The sequence below is a fragment of the Rhodococcus sp. IEGM 1306 genome (genome assembly GCF_036541985.1).
GTDB lineage: Bacteria > Actinomycetota > Actinomycetes > Mycobacteriales > Mycobacteriaceae > Rhodococcus_F > Rhodococcus_F qingshengii.
Genome location: NZ_JAZHFF010000007.1, coordinates 57,130 through 74,659 on the forward strand (window position 1 = coordinate 57,130; position 17,530 = coordinate 74,659).

At 61.2% G+C, this 17,530-nt stretch carries 19 protein-coding genes; 12 read left to right on the forward strand and 7 right to left on the reverse strand.

The window, feature by feature from the left end:
- Positions 1 to 29 precede the first annotated feature (29 nt).
- The 4 genes from V3587_RS20395 to V3587_RS20410 all read left to right on the forward strand — a co-directional run bounded on the left by V3587_RS20395 (position 30) and on the right by V3587_RS20410 (position 3,701).
- On the forward strand, positions 30 to 494 hold the full coding sequence (locus V3587_RS20395) for a hypothetical protein (protein ID WP_223304477.1): 465 nt from the start codon (positions 30 to 32) through the stop codon (positions 492 to 494).
- 302 nt (positions 495 to 796) lie between these two features.
- Complete coding sequence (gene mbp1 / locus V3587_RS20400) at positions 797 to 1,033, forward strand: microaggregate-binding protein 1 (protein WP_003943084.1); 237 nt, start codon at positions 797 to 799, stop codon at positions 1,031 to 1,033.
- 142 nt (positions 1,034 to 1,175) lie between these two features.
- Positions 1,176 to 3,344, forward strand: coding sequence for a catalase (locus tag V3587_RS20405; RefSeq protein ID WP_003943216.1), 2,169 nt, complete (start codon positions 1,176 to 1,178; stop codon positions 3,342 to 3,344).
- An 87-nt stretch (positions 3,345 to 3,431) separates the two neighbouring features.
- A complete protein-coding gene (locus tag V3587_RS20410; protein ID WP_003943161.1) occupies positions 3,432 to 3,701 on the forward strand; it encodes a DUF7218 family protein in 270 nt (89 codons plus the stop codon).
- Positions 3,702 to 3,758: 57 nt separating this feature from the next.
- Here the strand turns inward: V3587_RS20410 and V3587_RS20415 are convergent, their stop codons facing one another.
- Positions 3,759 to 4,064 carry a hypothetical protein gene (locus V3587_RS20415; RefSeq protein WP_007735689.1) on the reverse strand — a complete coding sequence of 102 codons (306 nt, stop codon included), beginning with the start codon at positions 4,062 to 4,064 and terminating at the stop codon, positions 3,759 to 3,761.
- 160 nt (positions 4,065 to 4,224) lie between these two features.
- On the opposite strand from V3587_RS20415, the gene V3587_RS20420 reads away from it, so the two are divergent.
- Positions 4,225 to 5,373, forward strand: coding sequence for a glutamate--cysteine ligase 2 (locus tag V3587_RS20420; protein ID WP_217018059.1), 1,149 nt, complete (start codon positions 4,225 to 4,227; stop codon positions 5,371 to 5,373).
- A 77-nt stretch (positions 5,374 to 5,450) separates the two neighbouring features.
- Positions 5,451 to 5,978: a CinA family protein gene (locus tag V3587_RS20425; protein ID WP_007735692.1), complete on the forward strand. Its 528-nt coding sequence runs from the start codon at positions 5,451 to 5,453 to the stop codon at positions 5,976 to 5,978.
- A 298-nt stretch (positions 5,979 to 6,276) separates the two neighbouring features.
- On the opposite strand, the gene V3587_RS20430 is transcribed toward V3587_RS20425, so the two are convergent.
- The gene (locus tag V3587_RS20430; RefSeq protein ID WP_073512494.1) at positions 6,277 to 7,128 is read right to left on the reverse strand and encodes a PHP domain-containing protein; all 852 of its coding nucleotides are present in this window, start codon (positions 7,126 to 7,128) and stop codon (positions 6,277 to 6,279) included.
- A 38-nt stretch (positions 7,129 to 7,166) separates the two neighbouring features.
- Positions 7,167 to 7,865 carry a TetR/AcrR family transcriptional regulator gene (locus tag V3587_RS20435; RefSeq protein ID WP_225320187.1) on the reverse strand — a complete coding sequence of 233 codons (699 nt, stop codon included), beginning with the start codon at positions 7,863 to 7,865 and terminating at the stop codon, positions 7,167 to 7,169.
- A 219-nt stretch (positions 7,866 to 8,084) separates the two neighbouring features.
- Between V3587_RS20435 and V3587_RS20440 the strand changes: the two genes are divergently transcribed.
- From V3587_RS20440 to V3587_RS20450, 3 genes are read left to right on the forward strand one after another with little or no spacing between them, the layout of a single operon-like run.
- Entirely contained in the window at positions 8,085 to 9,455 is a 1,371-nt protein-coding gene (locus V3587_RS20440) for an MFS transporter (protein ID WP_209448088.1), read from the forward strand.
- Positions 9,456 to 9,469: 14 nt separating this feature from the next.
- Positions 9,470 to 9,934 carry a MaoC family dehydratase gene (locus V3587_RS20445; RefSeq protein WP_003943225.1) on the forward strand — a complete coding sequence of 155 codons (465 nt, stop codon included), beginning with the start codon at positions 9,470 to 9,472 and terminating at the stop codon, positions 9,932 to 9,934.
- A 14-nt stretch (positions 9,935 to 9,948) separates the two neighbouring features.
- A complete protein-coding gene (locus V3587_RS20450; RefSeq protein ID WP_064113550.1) occupies positions 9,949 to 11,586 on the forward strand; it encodes an AMP-binding protein in 1,638 nt (545 codons plus the stop codon).
- Positions 11,587 to 11,593: 7 nt separating this feature from the next.
- Here the strand turns inward: V3587_RS20450 and V3587_RS20455 are convergent, their stop codons facing one another.
- The 3 genes from V3587_RS20455 to V3587_RS20465 all read right to left on the reverse strand — a co-directional run bounded on the left by V3587_RS20455 (position 11,594) and on the right by V3587_RS20465 (position 13,204).
- A complete protein-coding gene (locus tag V3587_RS20455) occupies positions 11,594 to 11,956 on the reverse strand; it encodes a hypothetical protein (protein WP_225320185.1) in 363 nt (120 codons plus the stop codon).
- A gap of 88 nt (positions 11,957 to 12,044) precedes the next feature.
- The gene (locus V3587_RS20460) at positions 12,045 to 12,482 is read right to left on the reverse strand and encodes a hypothetical protein (RefSeq protein WP_283377109.1); all 438 of its coding nucleotides are present in this window, start codon (positions 12,480 to 12,482) and stop codon (positions 12,045 to 12,047) included.
- Entirely contained in the window at positions 12,479 to 13,204 is a 726-nt protein-coding gene (locus tag V3587_RS20465) for a TetR/AcrR family transcriptional regulator (RefSeq protein WP_007735703.1), read from the reverse strand. The genes V3587_RS20460 and V3587_RS20465 overlap by 4 nt, the downstream gene beginning before the upstream one ends.
- 100 nt (positions 13,205 to 13,304) lie before the next feature.
- On the opposite strand from V3587_RS20465, the gene V3587_RS20470 reads away from it, so the two are divergent.
- The gene (locus tag V3587_RS20470) at positions 13,305 to 13,682 is read left to right on the forward strand and encodes a VOC family protein (RefSeq protein ID WP_030537422.1); all 378 of its coding nucleotides are present in this window, start codon (positions 13,305 to 13,307) and stop codon (positions 13,680 to 13,682) included.
- Here V3587_RS20470 and V3587_RS20475 read toward each other — a convergent pair.
- Entirely contained in the window at positions 13,670 to 15,286 is a 1,617-nt protein-coding gene (locus V3587_RS20475) for an AraC family transcriptional regulator (RefSeq protein WP_283377110.1), read from the reverse strand. The two genes, V3587_RS20470 and V3587_RS20475, sit on opposite strands and share 13 nt — an antisense overlap.
- A gap of 105 nt (positions 15,287 to 15,391) precedes the next feature.
- Between V3587_RS20475 and fepB the strand changes: the two genes are divergently transcribed.
- Together fepB and V3587_RS20485 are read left to right on the forward strand one after the other, a co-directional pair.
- Positions 15,392 to 16,405: a Fe2+-enterobactin ABC transporter substrate-binding protein gene (fepB, locus tag V3587_RS20480; protein WP_007735706.1), complete on the forward strand. Its 1,014-nt coding sequence runs from the start codon at positions 15,392 to 15,394 to the stop codon at positions 16,403 to 16,405.
- A gap of 4 nt (positions 16,406 to 16,409) precedes the next feature.
- Complete coding sequence (locus V3587_RS20485) at positions 16,410 to 17,456, forward strand: FecCD family ABC transporter permease (protein WP_283377111.1); 1,047 nt, start codon at positions 16,410 to 16,412, stop codon at positions 17,454 to 17,456.
- The last annotated feature ends 74 nt before the right edge of the window (positions 17,457 to 17,530 follow it).

Here is a 17,530-nt window from a genome sequence, read left to right on the forward strand (position 1 = left end):
TCCAAAAACGGTTCCCCTCATGAACTTACGTGGATCGAGGGATTGTGAAGGCGATACTGGCAACGGCCGCGAGCATCCTTCTGGTGGTTGCCTTGGCCGTCGCCGTCTTGCTTCTCCTTTCCGGATCACCGCGCGAAGGTACTTCGCACGAGCTCGCCGATACGGTTCACACGATCGGTGGGAAGCCGACAACCTGCACCGAGTTGTTCGGTGAAACATGCAGCTTTGCTTTGCAGTCGGACTACAACCAGTGGGGACAAAACCTCGAGGGTTTTGTCAATGCCGGGATCCTCGGACCTTTCGCCCGCAGTATCGGCTTCGTGGCGGAGGCGAAACTGAGCTTGCAGGCATGCGAGGTCAGCGCAACCGCCGGGCGGACGATTCTCGATTTCTACACTCTCGCCGAGATCGACCACCCCACGGCCACCACCACCGACCTCTTCCCCTTCTGGAACGAGTCCCGCCAATTCCTGTGCCCGGTAAACAGTTTCTGAGAATGCTGTCTGCTATTTGAGATGTTCGAGACGCGTCGCTCGCTCGGAGCCAGGTTGGGCGCAAGCGCGCGAATCGTGGACAGCGTTCCGCCCACGGGGGGATCGGTCTGTAACTGGCTCATGAGCACTGAATAACACACGAGAGTGAACGGCACTCCCCTCGGTGGCCGCTTCTTGTACGCGTTGCGGCGTGTCGGTGCACGGATGTTTATGCGAATTTCGACGGGGTAGGGCCTTCTGTGTGGGATTCCTACCTGTGTGGGATCCCTGAGCAACAATCCGAAACGTATTGGAGGGTCAACGTGCCAGATGACAAGAGCGGTCCCAGCGAGGGAATCAAAGGCGTCGTAGAGGACGTCAAGGGTAAGGCCAAGGAAGCCGTGGGTGCGGTTTCCGGAAACGACAGTTTGACCCGAGAGGGCCGCGCCCAGCAGGACAAGGCCGAAAGCCAGCGAGAAGTCGCGAAGAAAGAGGCAGAAGCCGAGAAGGCTCGCGCAGAAGCGGCCGCGGACGAAGCGCGACAGAAGTCCGAGCAATAGCCCTGACGCACTCGTCACCCTCGGCCTGGGATTGATCCCAGCCGGGGGTGAGTCGTGGCTCCGCGTTCAGTTTGAAATCTCTACTTACATAAGGCGTAACAAGATTCTTGCGCCCAGCATGACGATCAAGAGGAGCTGTTCGATGCCTTCATCTCAGTCCGTCCCAGGTGCACCGGCCCCGAAAGCGCCGGACCTGAAAGAGCCGGTCAAGCCTCGACAGCCGTTGCCGCCCAAGGATGACCAGCGGCAGCCGGAGGTGCGCACCGTCGCGGGTGCCGAGGAGAAGGTGAAGGGAAACGGTCGCGGCCAGCGGGGGGAGTACCTCACCACCGCAACCGGTACACGTCTCTACGAGACCGACCACTCACTCACTGCCGGCGAGCGTGGCCCGACTCTTCTTCAAGACCACCACCTGCGTGAGAAGATCACACACTTCGATCACGAGCGAATTCCGGAGCGCGTCGTCCACGCCCGCGGGGCGGCCGCACACGGAACGTTCCTGGCGAATGGCGCGGCCGAAAACATCTGTAAAGCATCGGTGTTCGCTTCCGGTGCTCGAACCCCGGTGTTCGTGCGGTTCTCGACGGTGCTGGGTTCACGAGGTTCGGCGGACACCGTACGCGACACACGCGGTTTCGCCACCAAGTTCTACACCGACGAAGGTGTCTTCGACCTGGTGGGCAACAACATCCCGGTGTTCTTCATCCAGGACGGCATCAAATTCCCGGACATCATCCATGCCGCGAAGCCCCACCCGGACCGCGAGATCCCGCAGGCGCAGAGCGCGCACGACACATTCTGGGATTTCGTGTCGCTGCACACCGAGGCCACGGCGCACACATTGTGGAACATGTCCGATCGCGGCATCCCGCGCTCCTATCGCATGATGGAGGGCTTCGGTATTCACACGTTCAGGCTCGTGAATGCCGACGGCGAGACGAATCTGGTGAAATTCCACTGGAAGCCGGCCGCCGGAGTGCATTCACTCGTGTGGGAGGAAGCGCAGATCGCCGGCGGTGTGGATCCGGATTTCCATCGACGCGATCTTGCCGACGCCATCGAGGCGGGTGCGTATCCGTCCTGGGATCTGGGCGTGCAGGTGTTCCCTGATACCGAAGACGAAATGTTCGAAGGCATAGATCTATTGGATCCCACCAAGATCGTGCCCGAAGAACTCGCGCCGGTTCAGGTCATCGGAACGATGACACTCGACGCCAATCCGACGAACTTCTTCGCCGAGACCGAGCAGGTTGCATTCCATCCGGGCCACTTGGTTCCGGGTGTCGACATCACCAACGATCGTCTCCTGCAGGCACGTTTGTTCTCGTACCTCGACACCCAGATCACGCGACTCGGTGGCCCCAATTTCGATCAGATCCCGATCAACCGTCCTCACGCGCCTGTCAACGACATGCTTCGCGACGGCTTTCATCAGGACGGTGTACATACCGGAGTTGCGCCGTACCATCCCAATTCGTTGGACGGTGGGTGCCCGTTCTTGGCCTCGGCGGAGAGCGCGGCCTATATCGAGGTGCCCGAAGAAGTTTCAGGGCGAAAGGTGAGGCAGGCGCCGGCATCGTTCGACGATCACTTCTCGCAAGCTCGACTCTTCTATCGCAGTCTCTCCCCTGTCGAACAGGAGCACGTCGCGCAGGCGTATACCTTCGAATTGGGTAAGTGCTACGAGGAGAACATCAAGACCCGGAATCTGGGCATCTTGGCAAATATCGACGCGGGTCTCGTGTCGATCGTCGCAGGGGGGCTTGGCCTTCCGGTTCCCGAACCGACCGAGCCGTTGAGTGATCCGGAGCTCAGCCCTGCACTGTCCCAGGTTGGTGCGGAATGGCCGGTAGACGGAAGGATCATCGCACTACTGGTCGATGAGAACTCCGATCTCGAAACGGTTGTCGCCGTTCGAGACAAGATCTTCGACGCCGGCATGGTGCCGCTGATCCTCGGCCCGCACGGCGGAACCATCGGGGACGGTGACGACGCGGTGACGGTGCAGCGAACCTACCTCACAGCTCGTTCGATCGAATTCGATGCAATCCTGCTGAGCGGCGACGTTTCTCGGATCGGCGAGGGCAAGTTGGATCCACGGGTGGAGACTCTGCTGAACGAAATGTATCGTCACAGCAAGGCGATTGGTGGTTGGGGAGAGAGCATGAGTGCGCTGGCTGCGGCCGGTATCGACGAGTCTGCATTGGGAGTCGTCGTCGATGCAGACGCGGAAGGAGCGCTCGCCTCGCTGGCTCAGCTTCTGAAGACGCACCGCGTGTGGGGGCGTTTCGAGGTGCCGCCTACATCCTGAGTGCCGACGTACGTTCGAACCTGCGGTGTGGCCGAATTGCCAGTTCGGCCACACCGTCGGAGTGAAGACGAGTGAAGGGACGAAACAGTGGCTCGCAAGGACTCACAACCTCAACTCAAGGATCAAGAACTCTACGAAGAGCTACGCGAGAAGGGCGATTCCAAGGAGAAGGCGGCCCGAATCTCCAATGCGGCCGCCAATCGAGGGCGGTCGAATGTCGCCAAGTCCGGCGGACAATCCTCGCCGTACGAGGAGTGGACAGTCGACGAGCTGAAGAAACGTGCCAAGGAACTCGATCTGCACGGCTATTCGAAGCTGAACAAGGGTGAGCTGATCGAGCAACTCCGCACTCACTGAGCTGTGTTCTGCTCGAGTCGTATTCTGCTTGTGCAGAATACGACTCGAGCGGTCGGTTCAGTGCCCTTCTTGATCGAAGAGTTCCTGACCTTCCAGTCGTTTGACCCGTCGGTGTTCCATCAAGATGGCCAGTGTTCCGACGATGAAGGACACCACGCACACGACGCCGGCAATGACTGCCCAACCACGAAATCCGTAACCTGCTGCCACCAAGGTCAATCCGAGTGTTGCCAGGCCCAGTCCGATCAGCAGGTATCCGGGATAGTTGCGACCGTCGCTGATTGCCTCCCCTACGTGCGATCGATTTGTGTGTTCGTCATCTACCGGTGAACTTTCGCTCGCGTTTGTCACGGCACACTCCATCCTGAGCTCATGACGACTTGCGATTCTTCGCTCGTCGTCGGTTCACAGGGCAACTACCCGATCGGTGACTGGATGAAACGGTCGGAGTAGTGCCGAAAGGGGTAGAAGGTCGTACGCTCGAAGTATCGGATGTGGATGAAAACCGGTGCGAGGAAGCCCTATGAACGCGAAGCCGACTCCCGACATATTCTCGGTAGGTACACCGACTCTCGGTGTCGAAGAGGAGTTCTTGCTCTGCGATCCGCAGACTGGACATCCCACTCTGCGCAACTCCGAGGTTGCTGCCGCCGGGCGGGAACTCGGTATCTCGCTGCAACTCGAACTCACGCGCTGTCAGGTGGAGACGTCTACGTCGATCGGAAACCATATTCGTGATCTTCGTGATCAACTCTGTGAGTCGCGTGCCGTCACCGCCGACGCCGCTGCCCGTGTGGGTTGTCAACTCATCGCAGTCGGGACGCCGTTCTACGATCCGCCGGTAGACGAGATCACTCAAACGTCGCGATACCAGCGAATGGCCGGTCAATTCAGAGCGATCACCGAAGGTGTGATGTGTGGTTGCCACATTCATGTCGGTGTGGAAGATCGAGAACGATCGGTCCAGATCATCAACCATCTGCGCCCATGGTTACCGACCTTGTTGGCACTGACGGCGAACTCTCCGATCAGCGCCGGTCGCGATACCGGTTATGCGAGTTGGCGTTACGTTCTGTTCGGCCGATGGCCCAGTTCGGGTCCGCCGCCCTACTTCGAGTCCGTGGCGCACTACGAAGATGCTGTTGCAGCAATGCTGGAGACAGGGGTCATTCTCGATCCACACATGGTCTATTGGGATGTGCGCATGTCGGATCACCTTCCCACCGTGGAGATTCGGATCAGCGACGTGCCCGCCACCGTGGAGGAGACGATGACTCTGGCCACACTGGTGCAGGCACTCGTCGGTACCGCATCCGCCGCGATCACGAAAGGTGAAGCAGCGCCTGCTGTCGATCACGAGCTACTCCGCGCGGCTTGCTGGCGGGCGGCGCGTGACGGACTCGACGGGAGGTCGCTGGACGTGGAATCCGTGCGCTTGCTGACTGCACACCAGGCGGTTCGGCAATTGGTGGATCACGTCGAACCTGCGTTGACTGCATTCGGAGAATTCGAGCAGGTCACGGCCTCCTTGGACAAGGTGTTCAGTAACGGAAACGGGGCGATCGTGCAGCGCCGTGAACTCACGCGTCGGTCACGTGTAGCTGATGTGATCGAGGAGTGCGCTCGACGCACTTTCGAAGGGTGCAGTTCGCAAGGGGGCAGTGAGCTGTAAGGCACGGTTGGAATGGGCATTCGAGAACTTTCAATGTCTTGTCGAAGTCACCGATCGGACTGCAGGAGGAGGAACATATGAATGGCGATCCACGACCCGAGCTTCCGTCGGACAAGGATCTCGACGATATGTGCAGGCAATTGGCTGCGGCAGTAGAGGAACACGGTCTGTCGGTGGCGACGGCGGAATCGTTGACTGCCGGGAACATCGCCGCACATCTGGGAAAGGCGCCGGACGCCGGATCGTGGTTTTGTGGTGGGATCGTCGCGTACACCCGCGAGGTGAAACATTCCGTACTTCATGTTCCGGACGGGCCAGTGGTCTGCGAAGAGGCAGCCAGGGTCATGGCGCACAGCACCGCCACTCTGATGGGTGCGTCGCTGGCGCTGGCCGTCACCGGTGAAGCCGGCCCTGATACCCAGGAGAACGTTCGACCCGGAACTGTGTGGTTCGGAGTCGTCGACCATGGGACCGCCGAAACGGAGAAGCAGGTTTTCTCGGGCGACCCCGAAGCTGTCCTCGGTGCAACTGTCGAGCACGCGATCCAACTACTTCTGCGTCACGCATCCGGTCGCCACACGCCGAGTTCGAGAGTTGTGAACTAGTCGAGTTTTCAACTCTTCGAACGGTTCTTCTTGTGACGACCTGTGTGTTTCGCAGGCGCCTGCGCGGTTGGAACCAGATGACCGTCGGCCGTGTATTTTTCGACTACGAGGTTCTTGCTGACTCCTCGGTTCGCATCCACTGCGCAAGTGATTGCTTCCTTGTCGGAATTGAAAGGTTCCTCGGTCGAAGAGCCGTCGGGCATCGTGATTTTGTACCGATCCATACATCGACTATTGCGGGTTGATCCGTCTCCGACAACCCGAGTTCACGGAAATATCGGTCTGGGAATCAGGCGGATCAGCGGGTCCAATACTCTTCGGGACGTTGACCCGGACGGAATCCGTAGTGCGCGAGCATCGCGGTCGCTTCCGGAAAATTGGCTGCCAGAGCTTCGGGCACATGTGCATCGCTGCCGAATGTCACCGCTTTACCTCCCTCTTCGCCCCACCATTGGGGTATCCAGGGCAACAGCCGACGGGTGTTCATCTCGAGGATCCGGTCGCTGTCGGCGATGGCGCGCATCGCATTTCGGAATCCCTCTTCGAATCGACGGGGATCGAAAGGTCCGGCACTTTCGATCGGCCATGCACGCACCGCGTAGTCGATATGGGCGAACACCTCGAAGGTCCGAGAGCCAGCCACCATACGCGGGATCTCATCGAGGTATGCCCACATGACTTCGTCGGCACTCCACTTTCGAAACAGAGTGTTCGGTTCACTCCGATCGTCGCCGACTTCGAGCGTGTGCAAGGAACCCAATACCCGGTCGATGACACCGAGATCAAGGAGGTGCGACGCCTGCGCTTCGTGCAGGTGCGGTTGTCCGAACTCGACGCCGGTGAGTATCCGCAATTCAGGAAAACGGTGTCGGCATCGTTCGATGCTGTCGAGATAGCCGTCGACGTCGAGGATCGGTGCGCGGACATAGCCGTCGGTGCTCAGCAGGTGATGTTGATGGGGCATCAGATCTGCGGCGGTTGTGCGCCACCGAGCATCGAAGTCGAGATGCTCGGTGAACACCAACGCCGGCAATCCGATTGCTTCGGCACGCGCGCAAGTCTGTTGCATTCGTCCGGATGCGTGCGACAGCGGTCCGCCGGTGTCCCACGACCACTCGCTGTGAACATGACTGTCCGCGGGTAGTTGCATGTTCAGTTCGTACCAGAGCCGGGAGTTTCGAGGGGCGGTTAAAGCTCGGACTGTCGCGCGAATTCGCTCTGTGCAGTGGTTCCCCAGATCTCGGAGGACTGAGTCTCGGGCTCGCTGTCCAGCTTTCGGACGTCGTGAATGAACTCCACACCGTGCAGTTCGTCGGACGGAACCGACAGAAGCTTGCACGTGGTGCTGACGAAGAATCGCTGGACATCTTCCAACTCGAGACGCCCACCGGGCCGGTACCAATGCGCGACCCCGGTACACATCTCGAGTATCGCGAGTCGGCTCAATGCCAGATCTTCGATGTCGAAGGCGCCCACGCGTTGTCCGCGTTCGAGGATCTGTCCGAAAAGTTGCTCGTACTCGTCGCGCAGGGTCTGCAACTCGATGCGGTTGTCTCCGGTCAACCCGCGCATCTCGTACTCGGCGACGCGGGCAGTCAGTTGGTTGACGGCGGTAATGCCGACGTGTGACGACACCAGGCCGGCGAGCTGGACTACGGGATCGGCGCTTCGGCGCATTGCCCGCTCTCCCGACTGCGTCAGCTCGTCGAGGCAGGACCGAATGATCGAGGCCAACAGTGACTCTTTGCTGCCGACGTAGTGGTAGAGCGTTGCCGAGTTGATGCCGGCTTCGGCTCCGAGCTCACGAATGCCGGTGGCGGCGAATCCTTTCGTCGCGAACAGCGTGACTGCCGCCCGTTGAACGCGCCCCAGGTCCATGATCCTCATTTCGGTTGGTTGCCCAATCATGCTAGCATCGCCGCCGAAATCGACCGGCTGTCAATCAGTCGATTGATAGCTGTTTGTGTACTGGCAAATTGCATCTCAACTAATCAATCGATCGATTGAAAAAAGCTTGACTGTGCCCTGGATCACTGCATAGTCTCCTTGTCGAGCCTCCCTCTCGGTGCGAGAGCTAACAGGGCACTCCATACAAGGAGCAATGACATGAACGACGCGAATCCCCCATCTCCCGCAACTGTCGACAGGCCTGCCCTGCGGCGTGTGGCCGGATCGGTTCTGGTCGGCACCACGATCGAGTGGTACGACTTTCAGATCTACGGCGCCTCCGCCGCGTTGGTCTTTGCGCCGCTGTTCTTTTCGGACGCAGACCCCGCGCTGGCGACAATCCTTTCCTTCGCCACCTTCGCTGTCGGCTTCCTGGCGCGGCCACTCGGCGGTGTTGTGATGGGCCACTTCGGCGACCGCATCGGACGCAAGAAGGTCTTGGTGCTCGCACTTCTCTTGATGGGAGCAGCGACGTTCCTGGTCGGCGTCCTTCCGACCTCCGCCCAGATCGGTGTGTGGGCCCCGATTCTTCTCGTATTGCTGAGACTGATTCAGGGCTTCGGCGTCGGGGGTGAGTGGGGCGGTGCAGTTCTGACTGCTGTGGAATACGCACCCAAGAACCGCCGCGGTTTCTACGGCAGTATGCCGCAGGTCGGTGTGCCTGCTGGCCTTCTGCTGGCGACGGCCGTCATGTTCGGCACCAAGGCGCTCACCGGGGACCAATTCCTGGTGTGGGGGTGGAGAATTCCCTTCCTGCTGAGTATCGCGTTGGTCGCCGTCGGGCTTTACATTCGCACCGCGTTGGAAGAGACTCCCGCATTCGCTCGCGTGAAGCAGCAGAACACTGCGGTCAAGATTCCGATGGTCGACGCGTTCAAGAACTACCCTCGTCAAATCATTCTTGCCGCAGGTTCGATGATCAGCACGGGCGCTTACTTCTACATCCTCAACACCTACAGCCTGACCTACGCCGATCAGTTCGATCTGCTGTCCGGAAACCTCATGCTCGGAGCGGTCATGGTGTCCGCGCTCGTTGCAGTCATCTTCATTCCGATCTTCGGTCAACTGTCCGAAAAATTCGGCCGACGCCGGATCCTGATGGTCGGCATCACCGGCATGGGAGTGTGGGTCTTCGTTGCATTCGCCGCGATAGATACCGGCAACTTCTGGATCACCACCGGCGCATTGGCAGTCGGCGCATTCATGCTCAGCATCTCGTACGGGCCGCAGGCGACGTTCATCGCGGAACTGTTCGACGCACGGGTGCGGTACAGCGCAGCGTCCATCGCTTTTCAGATCGGGGTGCTCTTGGGTGGTGCAATCGCGCCGATGGTTGCCGCCATGTTGGTTCGCGCAACCGGTGGATCGCTTGCGGTCGCTGTGTATATCGCTGCCCTGTCTGTTATTTCGCTGATCAGCGTCTACTTCGTCCGTGACACCGACCTCGACGAAGGAAGTCGCGACATGTACATCGATGACAACGGGGCGTATCTGCCGCCGGTCGATCAACGCTCCACGGTTGTCAACTAATAGAGGAAACTTCAATGATCACAAAGAGTTTCGAAGAGATCTCTGTCGGAGACATTGCGGTGACGGACCCGCGGGTCGTCACCGAAGACTATGTGCGAAGTTTCGCCGACCTCACCTGGGACCGCCATCCCCTTCACCTCGACCCCGACTACGCGCAGCAGACGCGCTTCGGTCGCCAGATCGCCCACGGTGCCCTCATGTTGTCCACCTTGCTCGGTCTGGTGGAGTTGGACCCCCGTTACCTGCAGTGCTTCTACGGGCTCGATCAGGTCAGATTCCACCGGCCGACTTACCTCGGCGACTCGGTGCATGCGGTGTCGGAAGTGCTGTCGGTGCGCCCTCGCTCGGACGGTGAGACCGCGATCGTGACGTCGAAAGGCTCACTCGTCAACCAAGACGGAGACCTTGTCTTCTCCGGCGAATTCTCATTCCTGGTAGGCGAGACCCATTCCCTCGACCTCGAAGTGGGTGCTCGGTGAGTTCTCGGCGGCATATGTCATGGTGGCAGGACCTCGAAGCAGAACACTTCGAATGGGCTGTGCCAGAGCACTTCAACATTGCGCACGCATGTGTCGATGTACAGAATCCCGATGATCTGGCCCTCGTCGTAGACACCGGTGGGCACTGGGCGCGGTACACATTCGGTGAAGTCGCCACGATGAGCCGAAAGTTCGCGACCGTGCTCGCGGATCTCGGCCTGGTCTCAGGCGATCGCGTCGGTGTGATGGTCCCACAGGGAATCGAGGTTCTGGCGACACATCTGGGCGCCTTCCGATCCGGAATGGTCACCGTTCCACTTTCGGTCAAGTTCGGATCGGATGCGTTAGTACATCGGATGCGTGACTCCGGCGCGAAAGTTCTTGTGGTCGAGAAGGACTGCTATGAAAGAGTTGCCGACGGAATCGGTGAGATGCCGGGTCTCGAAGCCGTAATCGTGGTCGGAAGGCTCGATCGGCTCTCCGATTCGACGCCCGTGCAAATCCTCGATTTCCACAGCCTCGTCGACGATGCCGCAGAAAGTAGTGAACTGGTAGCCACGGGCCCCGATTCACATGCCATCATCATCTACACCTCAGGGACGACCGGGAATCCGAAAGGCGCGCTCCACGGGCACCGAATTCTCCTGGCGCACATGCCCGGTATGCGGACGGCGTTCGACAATGCTCCGCAGCTGGGAGACGTCTTCTGGACGCCGGCAGACTGGGCCTGGATCGGTGGTTTGTTCGACGTACTGTTCCCCGCACTTGCGTTGGGGTGCCCCGTAGTTGCGACGCCCGACAAATTCACGCCTTCGCGTGCGGTCGAGATTCTGAGCCGTCACAAGGTGACGGGCGCCTTCATTCCTCCCACTGCCCTCAAGCAGATGCGAAGCATCGGCGTCGACAAGACTGCTGCGCGTGGTATTCAGCTGCGGGCATTGGGAACCGGTGGTGAGGCACTCGGTGACGCGCTGCAAGCCTGGGTTGCGAGCACTCTCGGCGTAGCTGTCAACGAGTTCTACGGGCAGACGGAAATGAATCTGACCATCGGCACGTCGCGGTCGAAGTGGAGTCCCGCCAGCGGTTCGATGGGCCGCGCCTTCCCCGGCTTCGAAGTCACCCTCCTCGATCCACTCGGCGAGCCGGTCGAGATTGGTGAGGTAGGCGAGATCTGTGTGAAGGCAGGCAACCCCGGACAGTTCCTCGGATATTGGAACCAGCCGTCGAAGACCGATGAAAAGGTGTACGACGGTTGGATTCACACCGGTGATCTGGGTCGGACTGATGACGCCGGGAACTTCTGGTACCAGGGACGTGCCGATGACGTCATTTCGTCCGCGGGGTACCGAATCGGCCCCGGAGAGATCGAAGAGTGCCTGCTCTCGCACGACGAGGTGGCCATGGCAGGTGTCATCGGTGTTCCGGATCCGTTGCGCGGCGAAGCGGTTCACGCTTTTGTCGTACTGTCCGAGGGGTCGAACTCCTCGGAGGAGCTCCGTTCGGAGTTGCAGACCCACGTGAAAAGTCGCCTTGCTTTCTACCAGTACCCGAGGGAGATCACGTTCATCGACAGCTTGCCGCTCACCACTACCGGCAAGATCCTCCGACGTGAACTCCGAGCGCTGGCCACCTCCGCGAACGGACTCGGCTAGCAGAGGGCTACATGTTGGGTAGGACCACGACGAAGAACCAGCCGCTCAGTGCCAGACCGATGAATCCGGTGAAGAGGCCGACTATTGCATCCCATGGCAGCTGGCGGGCATTCGAGAGCAGATGCCCGCCAGACTTCTTCGGGTGACGTCGGAGCGCGAAGATTCCTGTTGTGATCGCGCCGACGCCCAGCAGGATGCCGAAGCCGAAAGCCCAGAACAGGAGTACCGACAGCGCGCCGAGCATCTCAGACCGCTCACTCCAGCGTGCGATGCGCTGTGTTTCGGTGGGCGGAGGCCACTTGTGTGAAGGCGACAGAGCTGCTCCGAAACGGCGGGTGTGGTGACGAATTGACTGGTCGCTGAGAAACATTGTCCACCACGCCTGGAGTTGAGTCGATGTGCCGCTGGTATGTACTCGTCTACCCCGTCTTCGCGGATGTATTCCGCTGATTTCGAGGCTAGGTGGTTGCCGATTCTTCCCAGGAGTTTCCATTCCACACGATGGAGATGGGGTATTCGTTGTTGACCCCGTTTTCCCAGTAGTCGATGACGCCGTGGCGCTCCGATTCGAGTTCGATCCAGCCGATGCTGAATCCCCCTCGAAGTACGCGTTGAGCCCGGCGGTCGATCTTGTCCAGGGAACTGCAGAGTCCTCGCACGCGGGAGTCGATCCAGCCCGCAGAGGCATCAAGAACGGTGATCTCGACGATGCTCGCGTCGCTCAGCGGAATCTCGATGAGAAGCTCGCCGGAATCTCGTACCTCTCGAGTCGATCGATTCTCGTAGGCGTGCAACAGCTCTCGCGGTTCGAACACCGAAGGGTCGCCGTCGGACCGTCGAGACCAACCGAAACGCTGCACGGACACATTGTCTCCCACGAATTGCAGGAATGTCATTCGATGTGAATGAGGCCGTCCAGGGCGTCCAGTACCCGGTCCAGCCCGAACTCCCAGGCCGCCTCGGGGCTGTACGGGGAGTTCTTGGCCTCGCCGGCCGCCCCTCCGACTCGCTGCGCCAGCGGGAAGTCGTCGCCGAGATAAGCAGCCAGACGCTGGTTCCAGGACGACCACACCTCGGCCATGTCGGCTGCTCGGGGGTCAGGGCGCCGCGCTTGCGCCGAGGATCGGGCGAAGTCGGCGACAAATGTCAGGGCGGAGTCCCGGTCGATGTCGCTCAGTCCCGTGCCGTCGAAGGCGTGAAGTTCGTGGTCGTACTTCGCGATAGTTCCCGGACCCAACGCGGAGCGCTGATCGGAGATGTCCAGGAGCCACCAATGCTCCGTATAGAGGGCAAGTTCTTCCTCGGCGACCCGACGCACACGTTGGCGCCAGGTCATGTTCCCGTACGGCAGGAGTGGGCTGTGTCCGTGTACGGCGTCGACCATGAGCACCAGCAGATCGTCGCGGGATCCGACGTGGGTGTACACCGCCATGCCCGAGATTCCGAGTTCGGCGGCCAATCGGCGGACCGTCACGGCGTCGAGGCCGTCGGTATTCGCGACGGAGATCGCGACGTCGACCGCCTGTGAGGTGGTGACCTTCGCTCGCGGGCCGCGGGTGCCACCCTTCGGCGCGAGGGGGTGATCGCGCCAGAGCAGGTCGATCAGTTCGCGTGCCATCAGTCGTCTCCAGAAATCGGGAATACCTCAACGGTGGTATACCTTATACGGTGCATACTGTATGCACTGCATAAGGTTTATTGATCATGGGAGGCCCACGATGAAAATCACCAGCACTGCTCTGTCCTTGAACGTCGCCGACACCGACGCATCGGCAGACTTCGCGAAAACCCATTTCGGTTTCACCGAGGCCATGGCCGATGACGGCTTCGTTTCCCTGAATCATCCGGATGCCGGGGTCAACGTGGTCTTCCTGCGCACCGGGCTCGGGACGTTCAAGCCCGACTTCGTCGCAGGTCCGGCCGGTCAAGGCTTGCTCATTGCATTCGTGGTCGACGATGTCGACGCCGAGTTCGCCCGCATCGCTGCTGAAGGTGCCTCCGTCGTCACCGAACCGGAGACGGAACCGTGGGGTGAGCGTTACTGCCAGTTCGTCGACGCCAACGGAATCGTGTGGCAACTCGTTCAGTGGGTGTGAAGAACCCGAGCGCTCGGCTCCGCGGCGCGCGGCACAGAACGTAACCAGAGGGCGCGTTCGACGGACTGGGCTTGGAAGCGCTGCGGTGAGATCCCGTGCGCAGTGCGAAACGCTCGGCTGAATGCGGGCAGGTGCGCGTAACCCAGGTTCCTCGACACCGTGCCGGGTGCAACCCCGAGTTGGAGTTGGATGCGTGCCTGGGTCATCCGTGAAAGCGATCGCCACTGCGGATACGTGGTGCCGGTTTCGATACGGAACTCCCGGCGCAGCCTGGCCGCGTCAGTACCGAACTCTTGCGCCCACTCGTCCAGAGTGCGAGGGTCGGCCGGGCGGGCGGCGGTCGTCGCTGCCAGTCGTGTGGCAATCGAAGCGGCGGGCGAGGTGTTCGAAACCGGTTGTGCAAGAGGGCCGGTGGCGATGATGTCGAATGCGATGGCGCTGTCGTGGCCGCGCGGGCGCAAGGGCGTGTAGGCGGCGACGAAAGTGTGCAGCAATGCCAACTCGTCAGCGGGGGAGAACTGCACGGTCTCGAGGGCGTCGGCAGATACGGTCGACCCGTTCGAGGAACGGAAGCCGAGCGGCAGAAGCAGTGAACCAGTCGGAACCGTGACGGTATTGAGGACGCCTGCAGGAAGAATCATGGCCTCTCCGGTGCGCAGTTCCCAGCTGCGGTCCGCGACGTCCACCCGGGCTTGGCCTCGGTAGACCCACACGGCGACGTGGGCGCCGTTGACGCGCGGCCACGTCGCATTGGCCGGTATCGGCGGCGCTGTTTCCCCGGGCTGCCTGGTCTCTGCGAGCATGCGGACCAATGCTTGATCGTTGTCGGTGTCCACGCTGCGATCGGTTGGAGCGGAGAGGGCCCGGCGGCGATAGTCGCTCGGGCTCTCTCCCATCTGGGACCGGAACGCACGCGTGAATCCGCTGCCCGTTTCGAAGCCGACTTCGTTTGCAATCCAACCGATCTCGCGGTCCTGCTTCAGGTACTCCAACGACGCGGCGATCCGAGCTCGAAGCCGCCAGCGCGTGAAGGTGAGGCCGGTTTCTTCCACGAAGTATCGCTGGAGCGTTCGAATGCTGATCCCGGCACGCTTCGCGAATTGTGCCTCGGTGTCGTCGGTGCCAGGTGTTCGCAACAGGGCGTGCGCGATCTCGAACGCTTCCCGTGATTGCGGCAATTGCGGCAGCGAGGTGGCCCCGTCGTCGGCCCGGGTAATCATTTCGAACAAGGACGACGGGTGTGCAGCGTCGCCGCGCAGATAGCCCAGGTTGTGAACGAACTCGTGGATCAGTCTGTCTTCCCATCCGGGCGGAACGCGCAGACGCGTCACGGTAGCCGGCCCGGCGCTGACGCCGTTCGAGGGCGGAAGCAGGATGGGAAACGCGACGGAATCCGAGTCCGTCTCCATCGAATATCGCACGCCCGCAGGGATCCACAACAACTCGCCCGCCGGCACCTCGTAGACGGTCGATCCGGTCCTGACGCGTCCACTACCTGCGAGAACCCAGAACAACAGCGGTGAGCGGCCGATGCTTGGCTCGGTGCGGCAGGCGCGGATCGGCCCCAAGTCGATTGCGTCCGACCTTCCCGATAGTGGTAACACGTTGGCGCTCCTGGACAACCCTTGGGACTTAAGTATGGCTAACTTTACCTCTGCCGACTGCGTTCGCAGCGGCGCACTCTCGTATCTTCAGAAAGCCACATACTCATGCGCAGATCTCTACGCCCGACGGCGGCAGTACTCGCCGCGGTCGTCGCCCTCGCTCTTGCCGGCTGCTCGAATTCGTCAGGTAGTGACACCGGAACCGAGGGCACCCAGGAAACCTCCGGGGCCACCGAGGGCTGGCCGCGCACCGTCGATCACGGCGGCCGCAGTACCGAGATCACTGCAAAGCCGACTCGGATCGTGTCCACCTCGCCGTCGTTGACCGGCACGCTGCTTGCGATCGGAGCGCCGGTGGTCGCGAGTGCGGCGACAACGCCGTCGGGAATGACCGATGACCAGGGGTTTTTCTCCCAGTGGTCGGGCGTGGCGGCTGATCGTGGCGTCGCGGTGCTCTACCGAAATCTCGAGCTGGACCTCGACGCGATCGAGACCTTCGAGCCCGATCTGATCATCGGCTCCGCCAACGGCGGCGACTCGACACTCGATGCCTACTCACAGCTGAGCGACATCGCACCCACTGTTCTTCTCGACTACGGCGCCAGCTCCTGGGAGGAGCTCGCTGATCAGCTCGGGACTGTCACCGGACTCGAGAGCGAGGCCGCCAAAACCGTCGACGAATACGACAGCTGGGTCACCACCCAAGCCGCGAAGATCAAACTTCCCGAGCAGCCGGTGACGGCACTGGTCTACATGGGTGCCGACGGTGTCTGGACGTTCCGAGCTGACAGCCCGCAGGGCAATCTGCTGGCCTCGCTCGGCTTCACCTATGCCGAGCCCGCCGAGCAGTTTGTCGCTCCGGACAAGCGGGGTGCCTCCGGCGTCGCGATCGTCAGCTCCGAAAACATGTCTGCCGCACTAGACGGGGCGCAGACGCTGTTTGCCGTCTCGATGGGGCCCAAGGACGTGGAGAAGCAACTCGCGGCCGACCCGCTCCTTGCGAATCAACCTGCGGTCAAGGGTGATCGGGTATACGCGATGGGAACGGCAGCCTTCCGTCTCGACTACTTCAGTGCAAAGCAGACGGTCGAGTCGCTGGTGTCCACGTTCGGTGGATGACCGCGTGGGCGTTTCTGCGCAGTCCCGGACCGAAGCGCCACCGCGGTCCGGGACGGCCGCGCGTGCGGGGTTGTTGGTCCTCGTCTCCATCGTTGTAATCGTGCTGGCATCCGTCGGCGGACTCGTCATCGGCTCACGCAACATCCCCGTCTCCACTGTCCTCGATGCAGTTCTTTCCTACGACGCCGGTAACAACGAGCACCTGATTGTGATCGAATCACGTTTGCCTCGAACAATTCTCGGGCTTGTGGTCGGGGCCGCGCTCGGACTGGCCGGCGCGCTGATGCAGTCGATCACCCGCAACCCTCTGGCCGATCCGGGACTACTCGGTGTGAACGCCGGAGCATCAGCAGCAGTCGTGATTGCGATTGCCTATCTGGGGGTGACTTCGGCCGGCGGCTATCTGTGGTTCGCGCTTGCCGGCGCGGCCGTTGCCTCGGTAGGTGTGTACATGTTGGGGTCGGCGCATCGCAGCGCCGCGGCCCCAGCGCGCATGGCGCTTGCCGGTGCGGCTGTTGCGACGGCGATCACGGCTCTCACCAGCATGGTTCTCATCAGTAACGAGGCCGCATTCAATCAGTTCCGATTTTGGGCAGTGGGTTCGTTGCAAGGCCGCGGCGGAGACGTGATCGTCACTGTTCTGCCCTTCGTCATCGTCGGTATCGTGTTGTCGTTGTTGCTGATTCGTCCACTCAACGCAATCGCGCTCGGCGAGGATGTCGCCAAAGGGCTCGGTGCCAGCACCGGACCCGCACGGGTCGGATCCGCTGTCGCAGTCATCCTGCTGGCAGGGGCCGCCACTGCGGCGGCTGGACCGCTCGGATTCGTGGGCCTGGCTGCGCCGCACATCGTGCGCGGCGTCGTCGGGCCGGATCTGCGATTTCTTCTGCCGTGCGTGCTCGTTGTCGCCCCGGCATTTCTGCTCTTGGCCGACGTTCTCGGTCGCGTTGCCACCGCGCCGGGAGATCTGCAGACGGGGATCGCCGTGGCGGTGCTCGGTGGACCCTTGTTTGTTGCGCTCGTTCGCTCGCGGCGGGTGGCGTCGCTGTGAACGCGATTGCAGCACAGCCGGTTCCACCGCTGTTCCGCGGTTGGGTGGTTCGAATCGGGCCGTACTCGTGGCGG